This is a genomic window from Bifidobacterium crudilactis (assembly GCF_000738005.1).
GTDB lineage: Bacteria > Actinomycetota > Actinomycetes > Actinomycetales > Bifidobacteriaceae > Bombiscardovia > Bombiscardovia crudilactis.
Window position 1 is genome coordinate 147,130 of the sequence record NZ_JHAL01000002.1, and the last position, 17,166, is coordinate 164,295.

11 protein-coding genes and 2 pseudogenes are annotated in these 17,166 nt (G+C 55.1%); all 13 read left to right on the plus strand.

What is annotated here, in order from left to right; genetic code table 11:
• Nucleotides 1-69 precede the first annotated feature (69 nt).
• The 13 genes and pseudogenes from DB51_RS02885 to DB51_RS10405 all read left to right on the plus strand — a co-directional run bounded on the left by DB51_RS02885 (nt 70) and on the right by DB51_RS10405 (nt 17,159).
• A complete protein-coding gene (locus tag DB51_RS02885; protein ID WP_034251590.1) occupies nt 70-4,947 on the plus strand; it encodes an InlB B-repeat-containing protein in 4,878 nt (1,625 codons plus the stop codon).
• Between the two features lie 295 nt (nt 4,948-5,242).
• A complete protein-coding gene (locus DB51_RS02890; protein WP_238548286.1) occupies nt 5,243-5,848 on the plus strand; it encodes an Hsp20/alpha crystallin family protein in 606 nt (201 codons plus the stop codon).
• A 151-nt stretch (nt 5,849-5,999) separates the two neighbouring features.
• Nucleotides 6,000-7,025 carry a hypothetical protein gene (locus tag DB51_RS02895; RefSeq protein WP_156958206.1) on the plus strand — a complete coding sequence of 342 codons (1,026 nt, stop codon included), beginning with the start codon at nt 6,000-6,002 and terminating at the stop codon, nt 7,023-7,025.
• A 94-nt stretch (nt 7,026-7,119) separates the two neighbouring features.
• A complete protein-coding gene (locus DB51_RS09710; RefSeq protein ID WP_051867221.1) occupies nt 7,120-8,607 on the plus strand; it encodes an MFS transporter in 1,488 nt (495 codons plus the stop codon).
• Nucleotides 8,608-8,824: 217 nt separating this feature from the next.
• Complete coding sequence (gene infA, locus DB51_RS02910; protein WP_033494768.1) at nt 8,825-9,043, plus strand: translation initiation factor IF-1; 219 nt, start codon at nt 8,825-8,827, stop codon at nt 9,041-9,043.
• A 34-nt stretch (nt 9,044-9,077) separates the two neighbouring features.
• Entirely contained in the window at nt 9,078-9,191 is a 114-nt protein-coding gene (gene rpmJ / locus DB51_RS09970) for a 50S ribosomal protein L36 (RefSeq protein ID WP_003814578.1), read from the plus strand.
• Between the two features lie 129 nt (nt 9,192-9,320).
• Nucleotides 9,321-9,698 carry a 30S ribosomal protein S13 gene (gene rpsM / locus DB51_RS02915; RefSeq protein ID WP_034251593.1) on the plus strand — a complete coding sequence of 126 codons (378 nt, stop codon included), beginning with the start codon at nt 9,321-9,323 and terminating at the stop codon, nt 9,696-9,698.
• A 104-nt stretch (nt 9,699-9,802) separates the two neighbouring features.
• Nucleotides 9,803-10,201 carry a 30S ribosomal protein S11 gene (gene rpsK, locus DB51_RS02920; RefSeq protein WP_015022328.1) on the plus strand — a complete coding sequence of 133 codons (399 nt, stop codon included), beginning with the start codon at nt 9,803-9,805 and terminating at the stop codon, nt 10,199-10,201.
• Nucleotides 10,202-10,278: 77 nt separating this feature from the next.
• A complete protein-coding gene (locus DB51_RS02925) occupies nt 10,279-11,274 on the plus strand; it encodes a DNA-directed RNA polymerase subunit alpha (protein WP_034251597.1) in 996 nt (331 codons plus the stop codon).
• A gap of 152 nt (nt 11,275-11,426) precedes the next feature.
• Nucleotides 11,427-11,942 (plus strand): annotated as a pseudogene (gene rplQ / locus DB51_RS02930) (50S ribosomal protein L17); the annotation flags it as partial.
• Nucleotides 11,943-12,642: 700 nt separating this feature from the next.
• Nucleotides 12,643-13,554, plus strand: a complete 912-nt coding sequence (gene truA / locus DB51_RS02935) for a tRNA pseudouridine(38-40) synthase TruA (RefSeq protein WP_034251604.1) — start codon at nt 12,643-12,645, stop codon at nt 13,552-13,554.
• A 195-nt stretch (nt 13,555-13,749) separates the two neighbouring features.
• Nucleotides 13,750-15,817, plus strand: a pseudogene (locus DB51_RS02940) (circularly permuted type 2 ATP-grasp protein); the annotation flags it as partial.
• A 424-nt stretch (nt 15,818-16,241) separates the two neighbouring features.
• The gene (locus tag DB51_RS10405) at nt 16,242-17,159 is read left to right on the plus strand and encodes a transglutaminase family protein (protein WP_034251607.1); all 918 of its coding nucleotides are present in this window, start codon (nt 16,242-16,244) and stop codon (nt 17,157-17,159) included.
• Nucleotides 17,160-17,166: the final 7 nt, after the last annotated feature.

Below are 17,166 nucleotides of genomic sequence, written 5' to 3' on the forward strand. Positions count from 1 at the left end.
GAGATATGCGAAACAGGTTGGGTTGAACGTTCGCGGTTATCAGGAACAGACAGTTGATGAGGTGAAGATATGTCGTCAAGGAGTGCGTCGCCAAAGCACACGCGCAAAGCAGCGCGCCGACTGAACGAAGCGAAGGCGGCGAAGGCCGCCCGCCGACTAGTGTGGCAACAAATCATCGCTCTCACCTGTTTCGTAATCGCGCTCTGTGGCGCGGCCTTGGCCCTACAGCATTCACCGGATATTGCGTCGGCAAGCGGGGATGGGATTGAAGGCACAGTTAAGGCCGGTGTGGCTGACGGGTATTTCAGTGGGTTGGATGCTGGGGATACTCCTGTTGCTACTGATTCGTGGGCTTCGACGCGTCGGATTGTGTTTGGTAAGCAGAAGGATTCGGATTCGAGTACTGCTGGTACCACGTATGGCAATTATCAGGTATCCGGTGGGTATAAGACTCTGGCAGTGGGTCCGCTACCGAGCGTATTTGGCGTGTCGTATGCGAGTACAACGATACCTATGACTGATGACACTGCATCGTCAACTACTTCAGTTGAGACAAATGATGCGTTGTTGTGGGCTGACGACGTGGTGACTGCCGGGTTCAAATTCGACGCGCGAGAGACCTGTGCGACAGAACCGAATAGCTCGATAGCTCAATGCAAGAATGATTTTGATTCCGGTGACGTGGACACCGGCTACAAGTCGAATGCCGCGTTGGTGTCTGTTAACGTTGCAAACCAAAATTATTCAACGTTCGAGCAGGGGTTGTTGCGTGAAGCAAAGATTGAGGGTGTATGCACCTTAGCTGCCGGCTGCGGTTCTGGTAAAGAGCCAACGGATACCTTGTTTTCTCCTTCGATAAATAAATATAAGGTGTTTCCGCTGTCTATTGGTGATACAAATAAGTTCCTTGGCCATACGATAAAGCAAAATGGTGCTGTTGCTGAGTATTTTAGAAGAGTAACTATTGTGCAAGAGGGTTTCCCTCCCGTCAAGTACACGTGCGGGAATGGTGCAAATGGAAGCTGGCTGCGCTCCTATTGGACAAGCGTCAGCGGCATGTTTGAAATTAGATACGATGGAAGAATAAATAATGTGTTCGCAGCAGATGCGACTCAAGGCTTACAACCTGCTCTTCGTCTGAAGCTTGATAATCTGCTGTTGTCTGCAGATAGTAGCAATCAGAGTCAGTTAGCGTCGACGGTCACGGATGCTGATAAGGACAAGTCTTTGCAGCTGACCTTTGTTGATGAAAACAAGCAGGTTTCGTCAACCGATAAGCCGAAGGTGACGGTTGCGCGGTCGGGTGACAACCGTGTGTTGAACTTTGCGGGTGGCTCGTCGAATCTTGCCGGTGCGACTGGTTGGGGTTGGAAACTCATGGACACGCAAAAGACCACCGTCGTTTCGGATGACGTTGTGGTGGCTTCGGGCAAGTCGAATGCCGGGGGCAACCTGACGCTGCCCGCTTCGCTTGATGTCGAAAAGTCCTATGTCTTCTATTACTGGCATCAGAAGGACGGCACAGCTGAGAACGGCTGGACCAATGAGGCGACAGTGCCGTTGCAATCCCCGTTGTACCTCGTGGAATATCACCTCAACGATGGAACCAACCACGCGGATAACCCTGGAGGTTGGGTTGCTGCATCATCGTCCGACATTACATTGAAGCCCGCTACAAAATCTGGGTACACGTTCAGGGGTTGGTATGATAACGCGCAGTTTACGGGCTCTCGGGTCACCAAAATTTCTGCAAGTGCAACAACAAGCTACGTTCTCTACGCCAAATTCACTCCACTACTCGATCTCGGCCCCGACGGCTATTTCCATGAGATGGACGAAGGCGAACTTCCGGTGGTCGAAGCTGATGCCGCTACGCTCGGCATTACTCAGGATGGTTGGGCGAATACTCGTCGTATCCTCTTCGGCAAGTCAGGGGATATTCAGGACGTTTCCAAGCCTGCTGGTACCAAAGCCACCGTGTCTGGTGGGTACAAGACATTGGCGAAGGGCAGCGTGGATAGTCAGATGAGTGCTAATCCTGGCTTGAATCAGACAAATTCGTCGTCTGCTACAACTTCGGTGGCTGAGAATGAGGCGATGTTGTGGGCTGATGATGTTGTGACTAGTGGTTTTAAGTTTGATATAAACGATGTGTTTCGGCATTCCTTCGATAGTGAGAAGGATTCGTATCAATCGAATCTTGCAGGGGTGTCCGATGATGTGGGCGCGCAGAATTATTCCGATTTTGAGCGTGAGTTGTTGCGTGATGCTCCGGTGGAAGGTGTGTGCACAGCTGCTCATTCGATTGGGTGCGGTACTGGTTATTATTCGCAACAGTCTAATTCAGTGAACGCTTACAAGGTGTTTCCATTGTCTACTGGGGATATGAGGAAGTATTTCGAGCATAATACGGGCTCCGATGCGGATGCTAATCTTGCCTGTCCCTCGAACACTTGTGCAAATAGTGCTTCTGGCTCGTGGTTACGTTCTCCTATCTGGAATGATACGCAACATCTGTTTACAGTAGAGAAAGAAGGTCGCGTGAACCTTACTGTTGCGTCTTCTAGTGTTCTCGGTCTTCGCCCGGCGTTCCGTCTGAAACTTGATGATTTGCTGTTGTCGGCTGATAGCCAAGACCAGAGCCAATTGTCGGCAACGGTTACCGATGCTGATAAAGACAAGTCCCTGCGACTGACCTTTGTCGATGCTGACAAGAGCATTGCTGACGGTTCCTTGCCGAGTATTTCGGTGGAGCGTTCCGGTGACAAGCGGAAGATTGCCATTGACGGTGGGTCTTCTGATTTTGCTGCTGAGCAGACGGGCTGGGGTTGGAAGATGTTTGACCCTGGTACGAAAGCCGATGACACGTCTGATGATGTGGTGAATCAGTCGGGCAGGTCCAACAAAGACGTTGCTACGGACGCGGATGGCAATATGACGCTGCCGTCGTCGGTGGAGAACGGCACTACCTACAACTTGTATGTGTGGGGTCAGGTTGATGGTTCTGCCGAGAACGGTTGGTCGAACCGTGCGACGACACCACATAAGACCACGGTGAGCCTTGTGGACTATCACCTCGACGGAGGAACGAATAATGCTGATAATCCGGTAGGTTGGGTCGGTGAGTCAGCGTCCGAAGTGACGTTGAAGGCCGCGACTCGCTCCGGATACAAGTTCCTGGGTTGGTACGATGCTATGGCAGGTGGCGAAAAGGTCACCAAGATTCCCGCGGATTCAACGCAAAGCTACGTTCTCTACGCCCACTGGGAGCAACGCAACCTCGGCCCAGACGGCTATTTCGACACCCTCTCGGATGGCGATACTAGTGCAACTCCGGTGATTGATGCGGATAATGCAACGCCAGAAGTAGTTCAGGACGGATGGGCACAGACTCGTCGTATCCTCTTTGGCAAGCAAAAAGACGACACACACACTTCAACCGAAACGCTAGACGGTGCGAAGGTTTCAGGAGGCTACAAGACCATAGGTTACGGTGGCAGCACGGGTATCACGAGTGAATCTGGTAGGTCATATATGTCGGTTTACGAACCTCAGAGCCCGGTGCAAGACGAAACGGCATCATCAACGACGTCGATAGCTTCAGAAGAGGCGTTGTTGTGGGCTGACAATGTTGTAGTTTCGACGGCTGGGTTCCAATCGGGCGATGGTGATAATTTCAACGCGTTTGATTCAGTGGCATACAATGGTTATAAGTCGAATCCCGCAAAGGTTGCGGCAAATGTTGCGGTTAACAATTACTCAGATTTCGAGCAAAGACTGTTGCGTGCCGGCCGTGTGGAGGGGGTTTGTACTGACAGGGATGGGTGTGGAACTGGTAATGAGCCTTTGAGCGCGGAGAATCCAAATGCAAAGTCAGTGAATGACTATTCGGTGTTTCCAATATCTGTCGGTGATTTAAATAAGTTCCTAAACACCCAAGGTACCTCGAACTCGAACCTTTCTTGTCAAACTGGCATTTGCGACAATTCTGCAACCGGCGGCTATTGGTTACGCACTGCTTACTGGGACGCGCACGACGCAACGTATATTGTTCAAAGTCCGGGCGGTGCCGTGACCAGTGCCGGTGTTAGGCATGGGAGCGTGGGGTTGCGACCTGCTCTCCGCCTGCAGTTGGTCGACTTGGTGTTGTCGGCGGAGAGCGTGACTCAAGGGCAGTTGCCGTTAAAGGTTACGGATGCTGATAGGGACAAGTCTTTGCAGCTGACCTTTGTCGAGGATGGGAAAAGTATTACTGTGGATGATGCGCCGAAGGTGACGGTCGCACGCACGAATGGCGTCAATGTATTGCAATTTACTGGCGGTTCCACGAATCTGGATAATCAGACTGGTTGGGGCTGGAAGCTGGTGGATACGAAGAATACTGAACTCGTATCGGATGATGTTGTGGTGGCTTCGGGTAAGTCGAATGCTGGGGGCAACATGACGTTGCCTTCCTCGCTTGATGCCAGTAAGTCGTATGTCCTGTATTACTGGGGGCAGGAGGATGGTTCCGCCGAGAATGGTTGGTCGAACAAGGCTACCGAGCCTCTAACGCTCACATGGCATACGGTTTCGTATGAGCTCAATGGTGGTAAGAACCATGCCGATAATCCCGATGGTTGGTTCGGCGAGCTGGAATCAGACATCACACTCAAGGACCCCACCAACCTCGGTCGTTCCTTCCTTGGATGGTACGAGGATGCGGCTTTCACCGAGGAGTTGACGGATAAAAAGATTCCTGCAGGAAGCAATGCCAACATCACCCTCTACGCGAAGTGGAGGCCACTGGAACCAGCCACGTCCTTGCCGTTCACGGGCTCATGGCCATTGTGGTGGTGGTTGCTCATTGCCGTGGTGCTGGTAGCGGGATGGTTTCACAGTACTGGGTCGGCATCGAGCGCTCAACGGTTTTGCGGTCGGATATTCACTCAAACCATGATGGCATGAGACGGGACTTTTCATGTCCGCGTCATCGTCGGCGGTGATGTCCTGACATTGCAGGAGTTATCTGAACAGTGAAAACTTGAGTCACTATCGCTCAAGTTTTCACTGTGGGTAAAAGCTGGGAAGTCTCTCGGCCGCCTATCTATTGTGTGAAGTGAACGGCAACGAAGGAACCCGAAAGAGGGGTTCCGGAAGCAGTCACCAAGCAGGTCGGGCATACCGGAGTAACAGCGGATGCCGATGAAGCCTGTCGCCAAACTGCTTCTCCTCCTTAATGAACGATGAAGGAGTATTGATTATGGCAATGTTTCCAGCAATGTTTCCGGCAACGGTGAATGATTCGATTTTCAGTGACCTCTTTGATGACCCGTTCTTCGCGGGTTGGCGTGGTTCACGTACCAACGGTGCCGCGAATACGGACGGCACGGCGCTGATGCCGATGGCCGGGTCCGAGCTCATGAACACCGATGTCAAGGATAACGGCGACTCTTACGATGTCGACATTGATATGCCCGGCTTCGACAAGGACAATATCAGGATTCAACTCGACAACGGGTATCTGACCGTATCGGCGCATCGCGAGGAGAATCATACCGAGGGTGATGTGAACACTGCGCAGGGCACTCAAGCGGCTGATGCTCAGCAGGGAGATGCTCAGCAGGGTGAAGCTCAGAATTCCAGCGCTTCTGACGGTTCAAACGTCTCTAGCAGCTCCGATGGCGGCGGCAAGTGGCTGCGTCGTGAGCGTTACGTCGGTTCGTGCTCGCGTAGCTTCTATGTCGGCTCGGATGTGAAGGAGTCCGACATCCACGCCAAGTACCAGAACGGTACTTTGTGCCTGCAGGTCCCGAAGAACACCGCCCCGCAGGTCGAGCAGGCTCACACCATAGCCATCGAAGGCTGATTTACTCCCGCTTAGCTAGATAACTGCACTAAAAGGACAGCTTTTCACCCAAAAAACTCCCCAAAAGCTGTCCTTTTAGTGCAGTTATCTCATTTATGCACATGGGGGCTGTGGGATTGCTGCCGAATCGGTCTCGCGATAGCTTTTTGCAATGGACAAATGGGACAAACTTGAGGTAAAGCTCAGAATAGCGAAGCATGAGCGGCTGTGTCTTAGTGGCGAGACGCATTCCGAACAGATTGCACTTCGCCTTCGCAAACAGCAGGGACATCTGACGGAACCGTACCCAAATATGTATGTTGTTCGGGAGTGGTGGGAGCAGCTCGACCCACATAATCAATCGTTGACGGTGATTCGTTCTCTCGGTGCCAAGCACCCCGACTGGGTGTTCTGTTCACTCTCCGCTGCTTGCATATACGGCTTCGAGCATGCATATCGTTTGCACCGGGGATTGGTCCATATCGCCACTACAGGTTCGACCAACAGATGCCACGCTCCGCAACTGCGTCCTCATTACATTCCGGCCTCGCAATTGCATGTCGAGTCCCTTTACGGCATCCGGCTGACCAGCCCACTGCGCACAGTCTTCGATTGCGGTCGAGAATACGACTTCGTCTCCGCGCTCCCCATTGTCGATTCGGCGCTGGCTCGAGACGCCGTGCTGCACGACGACCTCATCGAATATTGTGAGACGCCGAAGCGGGGACGAGGCCGTGCAAGAGCCTTGAAAGTCGCCCGAGCGGCAGACCCTCTTAGTGAGAACGGCGGAGAATCGATGTGTCGGGCCGTCATCATCGAACAGGGGTTCCAGGCCCCGGAATTGCAAGTCGAGTTCATCGACCCGGTTGAAGCAGGCAAACGGTATCGGACGGATTTTCTCTGGGAACTGCCCGATGGCAAGCGCATCGCTGGGGAATACGATGGCAAGCAGAAGTATCTGGACCGTGCCATGACCGGGGATGCACACGCCGGGGAGGTGATTCTGGAGGAGCGCAACCGTGAACAGCGCATAAAGCTCGCCGGAATCAGCGACATCATCAGGTTTGACTTCTCAGACATCATCAATCCCACCAATATGGTCAATAAGCTGGAACTATGTAACATTCCCCGTCAGCAACCCTCTTCGGCGAAGATAACTGCACTAAAAGGACAGCTTTTTGGCCGAAAATCGCTCTGAAAGCTGTCCTTTTAGTGCAGTTATCTTCTTTTGCCCTGTCGGGGGAGTAAAACTGTGGGTTAAGGATGACCGTAATCAAGGGGAGAGGTACGGCGTGACCGCAAGCAAAGAACTTTGGCGCTCCCAGGGGTATCTCGCGTGGTTTACCGCTGATACCGCAGTGGCGGTGGGCACGGCGTTGCGAGGTTTCGCCATTCCTCTGATTGCATTCTCGGTTTCTCACTCGCTCGCCACCGCAGGATGGCTCGCCACGATGTCCGCGGTGTTGCAGCAGGGCTGCACCTTGCTGGGCGGCACTATCGTCGACCGTCACCCCCGCAAACCACTGATTATCGCCAACGCCGTCATTCAAACCCTGCTGTGGACCATGGTCTCGGCGTTGATGATTAGCGGCCGTTTGAACATCACCGTGCTGTTCGCGGTCGTCGGCGTCGCCGCATGCACGACAGGACTTATCGGAGAGGCGACCGACGCGGCACTCCGCTCGATTATCGACATGCAGGAATACTCCAAAGCTCGAAGCATCAACGAGGGCCGCGATGCCACGATCAATATGGCGGGCAGCCCGATTGGGGGCATTCTCTACGGCATCCAGCCTTGGCTGCCCTTCGTATGCTCGGCGTTGGTGTATGCGATTGCAGGTGGTAGCGCGACCCGTTTGCACCTGCGCAAGCGCGGGATGCCAATGGATGCCGATGCGGGTGCCGGTGCCAGTGCCAGCGCTGACGTGGGTTCCGGCGACCGGGCAAGTGAGGCAAATGGGGCAGGGCACAGCACATCCGATGTGGTTCAGGCAGCTGGAATTGACAGCTCTGATATTGACAGCTCCGGTATCGGAGCAGCCGGTATAACAACAGTTGGCATCGATGCTGCCGAAATTAGTGCCTCTGAAATTCAGCAAGCCCGCTCAGGCAATGGCAGCGCCCAACGCGAAGGGCACGACGAAACGCGTACCTCATTTATGAGTGACTTCGTACTCGGATGGCAGTGGACTTTTCACAGCTACAGGCTGCCGCTCATCATCGTGGCTGCCAGCCTTATCAATTTCGGACTCAATGGTCTTCAGTACACGATTCAACTCCACCTCATCAATGTAGGCACCGAACCCTTCCGCATAGGGCTGATGGATACCGGAGTGTGCATCGGTATGCTGGTCGGCTCGATACTGGCGAATCGGCTCAGTGACAAGGTGCATGTGGGCAAGATGATGTGTGCAGCCTTCATCATGGCCTTCGTGTTTGTCATACCTATGCTTGTCGATAGCAACTACTGGGTGATTCTCATCTGCTATGCCTTTGTGGCGCTGCCCTTCCCCATGGTCAATTCGATGCTGTTCGGATTTGTGTTCTCCAAAACCGATGAAAACCTTCAAGGCCGGGTGGCGACGGTTATCTCCGTGCCCGCCCAGGTGCTGTCGATGTTCTGCGGCGGCATTGCAGGGAGTCTGCTGCCCTTTACGGGTTTCACGGTGTCTATGGCCATATTCTGGGGGGCCATTGGAATCAGTATGTTGATTGCAACTCTGAGTCCGGCCATCAGAGGTATTCCAAAATCCGATGAATGGGCGAATGCGCGGCTCTGAACCGGCAGCATCGAAGATAACTGCACTAAAAGGACAGCTTTTTGGCCCAAAATCTCTATGAAAGCTGTCCTTTTAGTGCAGTTATCTTCTGAGAAGCATGGAAACAGTCGGCTTGGCGACACGCCCATAGCACATATCCGGCATTGCTGCTATATTTGCAATTTGGTGTGTCTTCGGACATAACAGTGTAACACGTCCAAAGAACGGAATGAGGGTCATGGCAAAAGACGGTGTGATTGAAGTCGAAGGTCGAGTGGCAGAAGCATTGCCGAACGCAATGTTCCGCGTCGAACTGGAAAACAAACACATTGTGCTCGCTACGATTTCAGGGAAAATGCGTAAGAACTACATCCGCATTCTTCCTCAGGATCGTGTCGTGCTCGAAATGAGCCCTTATGATCTGAACCGCGGTCGTATTACGTACCGTTACAAGTAAGGGTACAAGTAAAAGGTACAAGTAAAGGAAAACCATGAAGGTCAGCCCAAGTGTGAAGAGGATCTGCGAAAACTGCCGTGTGATCCGTCGTCACGGCCGCGTCATGGTGATCTGCACCAACCCACGCCATAAACAGCGTCAAGGCTGAGTAGATCAACCAGCGGCAATAGCATAAGGCGCTGAGTCACAGCACAAGCTGAACCCCGGGCACGCAGGCCTGGGCCGGGAAACCGGACGACTCGGTGCATAACCTGCGTAGGAACACAAAGGAATCGCAATGGCACGTCTTGCCGGAGTCGACATCCCCAATGAGAAGCGCATTGAAATCGCCCTCACCTACATTTTTGGTGTCGGTCGTACTCGCGCCGAGAAAACTCTTGCCGAGACCGGAATCAATCCGGATACCCGCGTCAAGGATCTCACGGATGAGCAGCTTATCACGCTGCGAGATTACCTCGAAGGCAACTACAAGATCGAGGGTGACCTGCGTCGTGAAATCGATGCGGATATTCGCCGTAAGATCCAGATCAACTCCTACCAAGGCCAGCGTCACCGTAGGGGCCTTCCTGTGCGTGGTCAGCGCACGAAGACCAATGCTCGTACCCGCAAGGGCCCGAAGCGCACGGTCGCAGGTAAGAAGAAGGCTACTAAGTAGTAGGCCTTGCCTCAGGCCACGGATGACCATCCGGGGAGCAATCCTCAGCAAGTCTCCATCGTCTGAGCAACAGTAAGAAATTCGGTATTAGGAAACGAGGGTCAATGGCAGCTGCGAAGCAAGCCGCGCGCAAGCCCCGTCGTCGGGATCGCAAGTCGGTACCGGTAGGGCAGGCGCACATCAAGTCAACATTCAACAACACGATCATCTCGATCACCGACCCGTCCGGCGCCGTCGTCGCATGGGCATCAGGTGGCGATGTTGGTTTCAAGGGTTCAAGGAAGTCCACTCCTTACGCCGCAGGCATGGCTGCAGAGTCAGCCGCCCGCAAGGCGATGGAGCACGGCGTCAAGAAGGTCGACGTCTTCGTGAAGGGCCCGGGTTCTGGTCGTGAGACCGCAATCCGTTCCCTGCAGTCCGCTGGACTTGAGGTCGGTTCCATTTCCGACGTCACCCCACAAGCGCATAACGGCGTACGCCCACCAAAGCGCCGTCGCGTCTGAGCACTTAAGAAACCCATCCATCCACCCGCTTGACACCGATGAGTGCACCATCGGCAAGAGCTGAAAGGATAACAACAGTGCTTATCGCACAGCGTCCAACACTTACTGAGGAAGTCGTCAATTCTCAACGTTCTCGTTTCACCATCGAGCCACTTGAGCCAGGTTTCGGCTATACGCTCGGTAATTCGCTGCGTCGCACGCTCCTGAGCTCCATTCCGGGGGCTGCTGTGACTTCGGTCCGCATCTCCGGCGCATTGCATGAGTTCACCACGTTGCCTGGTGTCGAGGAGGATGTCACTGAGATCCTGCTGAACATCAAGGGCATTGTGCTGACCAGCGAGTATGACGAGCCGGTCGTCATGTATCTGCGTAAGAGCGGGAATGGCGAAGCGACAGCAGGAGACATCACACCTCCCGCTGGCGTGGTTATCGCCAACCCAGATTTGCACATCGCAAATCTTGCGGAGGATGGGGAACTGGAGATCGAGTTCACGGTCGAGCGTGGCCGTGGCTACGTACCGGCTCAGTTGAACAAGCAGGACGGCGATGAAATCGGTCGCATTCCGGTTGATTCGATTTACTCCCCAGTGCTCAAGGTCAGCTACAAGGTCGAGGCGACGCGTGTTGAACAGCGCACCGATTTCGACAAGCTCGTCCTCGACGTTGAAACCAAGCCGGCGATTTCACCTCGTGACGCCGTGGCTTCCGCAGGTTCGACCCTGGTCGAGCTCTTCGGACTGTGCCGCGAACTGAACACGCAGGCTGAAGGAGTGGAAGTTGGTCCGGCTCCGGTCGTCGAAGAGACGAACCCTGAGTTGGCCGTCCCGATTGAGGATTTGAACCTTACGCAGCGTTCATACAACTGCCTCAAGCGCGAAGGCATCCACACCATCGGTGAGCTTGTCGCCCATACCGAGCAGGATTTGCTCGATATACGCAATTTCGGTATGAAATCCATTGACGAGGTCAAAGAGAAGCTCCAAACCATGGGCATGTCTCTTAAGGCATCACCGCTGGGCTTTGATACCACAAACCTCGAAGGCGGAACCTTCTTCTCACCCGAAGACGAGTAGGCCAGTCATCGGTGCGGGTGTCGATATGACGCCCGCATCGTGAAGCCTGCCATTCCTTGGGTGGAGAATATCCACCGTCGATTTACCGCTCCGTCCTCCGGATGATCGGGCAGATGCCCACCTGGAGTGTGCGGAACTTATAAGGAGAAATAATGCCAAGACCAAAGAAGGGCCCACGTCTGGCCTCAAGCCCAGCCCATGAGCGGCTGATGCTCGCCAATATGTCGACGAGCCTGTTCATGCATGGTCAGATTACGACCACGCTGCCGAAGGCCAAGCGTCTTCGTCCTGTGGCCGAGCGCCTGATTACCTTTGCGAAGCGCGGAGATCTGCATTCCCGTCGTCGCGTGATGCGCGTCATCCGCAACAAGTCCGTCGTGCACCTGCTCTTCACGCAGATTGCCGAGCAGATGGAGCAGCGTGAAGGTGGCTATACGCGTATCACCCGTATCGCCAACCGTCACGGTGACAACGCACCTCAGGCCGTCATCGAGCTCGTCACCGAGCCGCTGTCAGCCAAGCAGTCCACCGTCAAGGAAGCCGAAGCAGCAACCAAGGTTGCCGCCAAGGACGAGGCAGCCGAAGTCGATGCAGCAGTAGATGCCGCAATCGTCGAGGGTGCCGGTGCGGATGCTGTCGAGCAGGCCGTTGAAGCCAACGACACCGATACCGATGTCGAGACCGCCAATGAGACCGCAATCGATCTTGAGAAGGACGCTGCGGCGGCCGATTCCGCAGAGGCCGAGGCAGAAGAAGATGCCGACGTCGCTGAGGATGCCAAGAAAGCCGAGTAGTCGCTTTCGTTGACCGAACACGGCACTTGTGCCGGATGAGTTCGGGAGACCGTGTGTCTTACTGCGTTGAGGCCGGACAATCACCTGATTGTCCGGCCTCAACTATGTCTGGAGTTCGCTTAGGATGCACAATGTGCGTGAAAGTGTGCAAAGTAGCACGGGAAGGCAGCAAATCAGCGTGCTTCGTGTGCTTCAATACACAGTTGTGTCGTGTGGGCAGTGCGCTGCAGACTTTGAGATAGATAACTGCACTAAAAGGACAGCAATGGGGTAATAATTTCTTGGAAAAGCTGTCCTTTTAGTGCAGTTATCATATTGGGTCCTTACCTGCCAAAACGCGAAGAGCCACTTTGATATGCACTTTGTGCGCTTATGGTGCACAATGTTCCGAACTGGAGCTGTCAGCCGGCTTATCATGCGGTTCAGACCAGTTCTTTTTGCTGAGTGATGTCGTTTGTGTAGGGATGTAGCGCAAGACACGTCTGCCTTTTCGTGCAATATAACGTGATAGCAGCGCTGCGAGGCTTTGAATACTTCAGAATCCCTACACAAACGCATACAGGGGTGTGGAACAATGGTTGATGTGCTTCGACTACGAATTGATTGCGCCTATGACGGCTCGGAATTCCATGGATGGGCCCGACAGCCGCATCTGCGAACCGTTCAGGGTGTGATGGAGGACTGCATCTGCCGTATTCTGCACCTCGACCGTGAGAAACCACCGATTCGTCTGGTCGTCGCAGGACGTACCGACACGGGTGTGCATGCCAGCCGTCAGACCTGTCATCTCGATATCGAAGAGCAAACGTTGCAACGCGCGGTCGGGCATCTAACGCTGCAGCCCATGGCCGCACTCGAACACCGTCTTCGACATATTCTGCCCGCCGATATCGCGATACACCGTATATCGCTGGCGCCCCCGGGATTCGACGCCCGCTTCTCTGCCCTGGAACGTGTCTATGTGTATCGCGTAAGCGATTCCTCGACAACATACGACCCAAGACTCCGGCATTGCGTCGCCAGGGTGGAGGGCGAACTGGATATCGAGGCCATGAATTCCGCGTTATTCCATTGCGTTGGTCTGCACGACTTCGGTTCCTTCGCCACGCCTAATGAGGGCGGGACCACCATCCGGGAGGTCAAATCCCTGCAGTGGCATCGAATAGGAATCCAGGATGTGCGCGCCTCCGCTGACGACATTTCCCTGCAGCGCGGCGGTCTTATCGCACTGACCATAGTGGCGGACGCATTCGCTCACAATATGGTGCGTTCGCTGGTGCAGGCCTCGCTGCAGATAGGCCTCGGCAAACGGGATGAGGGCTGGTTCATCGAGAAACTGCATCATCCCAAGCGAGAGGGGTCCACCGGCCCGGCTGCTGCTTGCGGTCTGACTCTTGAGCGCATCGCGTACCCTGCCGACGAGATGCTCGCCGAACGTGCCGAGCGCATCCGCGCCAGGCGTGAATTGCCTGCGGATAGCGACTGAGCTCTCTCGTAACACCTGTCTCGTAACACCAGCTGTTGGCATCGGTAATGAAATACGCCTACCCTTAGGCGTAATCGATTCATCCGGTTCGGTGCAACGAAGTACCGTATTGGCTTGCATCTGGCGGCTTTCTTAGACCCACAGGATGCGGTGCCGGTCCGGCGCTCACCGTTGGTCGAAGAAATGGAGCAGGCCATGCTGGAGTCCAATGCGCAACGTCTTGCAAGGGAATTGGTAGGACGTCGAGAGTCCATCAACCGCGAACTGGGCCGCAACGGTGTGCGTTTCGGCATCTATGCCAACGGGCGGTACGAAGACAGGCTGTTCCCCTACGACCCGATACCGCGCATCATCGAATCCGATGAATTCGACGTGCTTGAGCGAGGACTCAAACAACGCGTGGACGCGCTGAACGCGTGCCTGCGAGACATCTACTCCGATAAGAACATCATCAAGGATGGTGTCATTCCGGAAGAATACGTGTACACCTCGGCAGGGTATTTCCCGCAGGTCAACGGTGTCACGCCGCCTGGAGGAGTGTTCGCACATATCGCCGGTGAGGATTTGGTGCAGGGGGAGGACGGCCAGTGGTGGGTTCTCGAAGACAATCTGCGCATACCTTCCGGCGCGAGCTACCCGCTGTTCGTCCGTGATATCGAGCGTCGCATCTACCCGACTCTGTTCAGGGACGTGCATATCAGGGATAACCGTGCATACCCGCGTTTGCTGCGTAAATCCATGGATTTCGTCTCCACCGAAGGCATCGCGGTGATACTCACGCCCGGTCGGCAGAACTCGGCATTCTTCGAGCATTCCTACCTCGCGGAGAAAACGGGGGCCGCGCTCGCCTTCCCGGAGGATATTCAGGTTGTCGACAATCGTGTGTTCTTCATCGACTATGCAGGCAACCGCCACCGCGTGGGCGTCATCTACCGGAGGCTTGCGGACGAATACTTGGACCCTTTCAGCTTCAATCCCGACTCGGTGATTGGCATCCCGGGCCTGCTGGCCGCATATCGCTCAGGCAATGTGGCGATTATGAACGCGCCCGGCAACGGTGCGGTCGACGACAAGGCCATGTATTACTTCGTACCGCAGATGATTGAGTATTACCTGCATGAGCAGCCCATCCTGCAGAACGCCCCGACCTATATGCCGATGTTCGAAAAGGATCGCCGGACCGTTCTCGACAGGCTTGGCGAATTGGTCATCAAGGATGTGGCGGAAGCAGGGGGATACGGGGTGGTGTTCGGCTCCAGTCTGAACCCCAAGGAGCGCAGCGAGATGGCCGACAGAATCCGTCGCGAACCGCGACGCTTCATCGCCCAGGAGGTCATCCAATTCAAGGACATCGACATCGTCGACCCCACCACAGGGGAACTGACGCCGCGAAAAGCTGATTTACGGGCTTTCGTGCTCACCGGTCAGAAAACGCATGTCTGGTATTCCGGCCTGACTCGTTACTCATCGATACAGGGGGAGATGATAGTCAACTCCTCGCAGGGCGGCGGATTCAAGGACACTTGGGTTCTTTCTCCTGAAGATTCCTTGGGGAATGCGGAGCAGGCAAAGCGCGACGCGGTGAAGCTCCTGAGCGATTATTCGAGGCGGGGTCCGGCGTTGGTGACCGCCGCGAAGGCGGATAATCTCTATTGGCTGGGCAGATATTCGGAGCGAGTTTACACCACCATCCGTCAGTTCTTCCCCTTCTACGACCTGGTGATGGACACCGAGGTCGAGGCGTTTCGCCCATTCGCACACGCCTTGGATTTGCCTGACGACTTCGATGATTTCGATGCCTTCATCCATTCCTTCCTCTATGACGAGAACAATCCTGATTCGGTGCGCAGCGCCGTGCAAAGCGCCTTCAACAATGTCGTCGTCCTGCGTCCCGAGCTTGGTTCTAATCTGGTGCAGTACATCGAGATGGCCGTGAAATCCATTACGGCGGCGGCACACGGTGACCTCAAATCCGAGAACATCTATCGGCAGCGGGACATCACCGACAATATGCTCTGCCTGTGGGGAGGCATCGAAGATTCGCCTCTGGACCCTGTGCTCAAAGCCTTCCTGTTCATCGGCAAGTACCTTGAGCGAGTCGACCTGTATACGCGTTTCGGATTGCCGGCCCAACGTCTGGGCCCGCCGCTGAAAAAGCTTTCCGCTTATGCGGCGATGCTTGATGCCCTGCCCCTGCCTCAATGTTTGGCGGCGGGGGCGAGGCAGCTGTTGGCGCAGTTGCCGGCTCGCGGGTATGACGGTCTCGCGGAGCGGATTCAGGAGTTCCTCAACGAGTTCGATGGTCGTGTGCTCGACATGGATGCGGGTAGAAACAGCGTGCTGAACGCCATGAACATGGACGCTCGTCGTCCATAGGAGGTGGTTCGACGGTGAAATCCGCATTTGTGTAGGGATGCCTCATGTTCCTGACGGCGCGTGCGAGGGAGAATGGCGGAATTTCGGTCTCGGCGTCTGTTGGCAACTCGGCGTCTCATCGCAAATCCCTACACAAACGTGGATGCCTGGTGGATGTCTGGTGCTGAGGCCATACCGGAGGTTAGGCTAGCCGATGAAGGAATCCGTCATGTTCTCCGCTACAGTTGGATGAGTCATATGATTGCGGCGTTGCAATGAACGCGACGGTGATGCAGGTTGGCGACAACCGTTGATTGGGAAACAGAGGGACTGTGAAGAAACTGGTTTTTGATTATGCGATGAAGTTGAGCTTCAGTGCACCAGTGACCGACCATCGCTTTCAGTTGCGTTGCGTGCCCGCATCAGGGCCACGTCAGCAGGTGGTGGATGTCAAGGTTCGGGTATCGCCCGAAACGACGCTGGAGAGTCAGGCCGATGCCTTCGATTCCGTGGTCATGACCGGTTACATACCCCAGCCACACGATTCCTTCGAGTATTCGGTCACCGGCATCGCCTTCGTCGACAATGACCACACCAAACCGGAGGAATACAAACCGCTGTATCGCTTCGATTCCGCCCTGACGATTCCCGGCCCGAGCATTCTTGCCTTGATTGAGCGTTGTCGGGCCGATATCGCCGGCGCCGAAGCACCGGTGATGTCGGAAAGCGCTTTGGATGCTGCCGGTTCCGTGGACGTTGCCGGTGCCGATGCTTCGCAGGGGCAGGGCGATGCTGTCGAGTCCGCGTTAGGACGACGCAGGTCTCAGGATTCTTCCGTGGTTGATGACGCGAAACTCGTGATGCAGCGGGTTTTCGAGGCCTTCACCTACACGCCTGGACTGACGACCATCCGCACCACCGCCGAAGAGGCTTTGACCCAGGGCAAGGGTGTCTGCCAGGATTACGCGCACGCCATGCTGGCGGCCTGCCGTCACCTGGGCATGCCCGCACGGTACATCGCAGGTCTGCTTGGTGGCGAGGGAGCTACGCACGCCTGGGTCGAAGTATATGACCATGACCGTTGGGTCGGACTTGACCCGACGCATAATCGACTGGTCAATGATGAATACATCACCATCGCACATGGACGGGATTATCGTGACTGCATGCTCGACATCGGCATCTTTTCGGGGGCCAATGTCACGCAGGAACAATGGGTGAACGCCTCCGTGCACGAACAGCGAGCCTGAGCGCTCT

Excerpts from the sequence above, each read along its gene's own strand:
- infA (WP_033494768.1), top strand. The coding sequence starts at position 8,825 with ATGGCAAAAGACGGTGTGATTGAAGTCGAAGGTCGAGTGGCAGAAGCA.
- truA (WP_034251604.1), top strand. The coding sequence starts at position 12,643 with ATGGTTGATGTGCTTCGACTACGAATTGATTGCGCCTATGACGGCTCG.
- rpsM (WP_034251593.1), top strand. The coding sequence starts at position 9,321 with ATGGCACGTCTTGCCGGAGTCGACATCCCCAATGAGAAGCGCATTGAA.
- rpsK (WP_015022328.1), top strand. The coding sequence starts at position 9,803 with ATGGCAGCTGCGAAGCAAGCCGCGCGCAAGCCCCGTCGTCGGGATCGC.
- DB51_RS02885 (WP_034251590.1), top strand. The coding sequence starts at position 70 with ATGTCGTCAAGGAGTGCGTCGCCAAAGCACACGCGCAAAGCAGCGCGC.
- DB51_RS02895 (WP_156958206.1), top strand. The coding sequence starts at position 6,000 with ATGGACAAATGGGACAAACTTGAGGTAAAGCTCAGAATAGCGAAGCAT.
- DB51_RS02890 (WP_238548286.1), top strand. The coding sequence starts at position 5,243 with ATGGCAATGTTTCCAGCAATGTTTCCGGCAACGGTGAATGATTCGATT.
- rpmJ (WP_003814578.1), top strand. The coding sequence starts at position 9,078 with ATGAAGGTCAGCCCAAGTGTGAAGAGGATCTGCGAAAACTGCCGTGTG.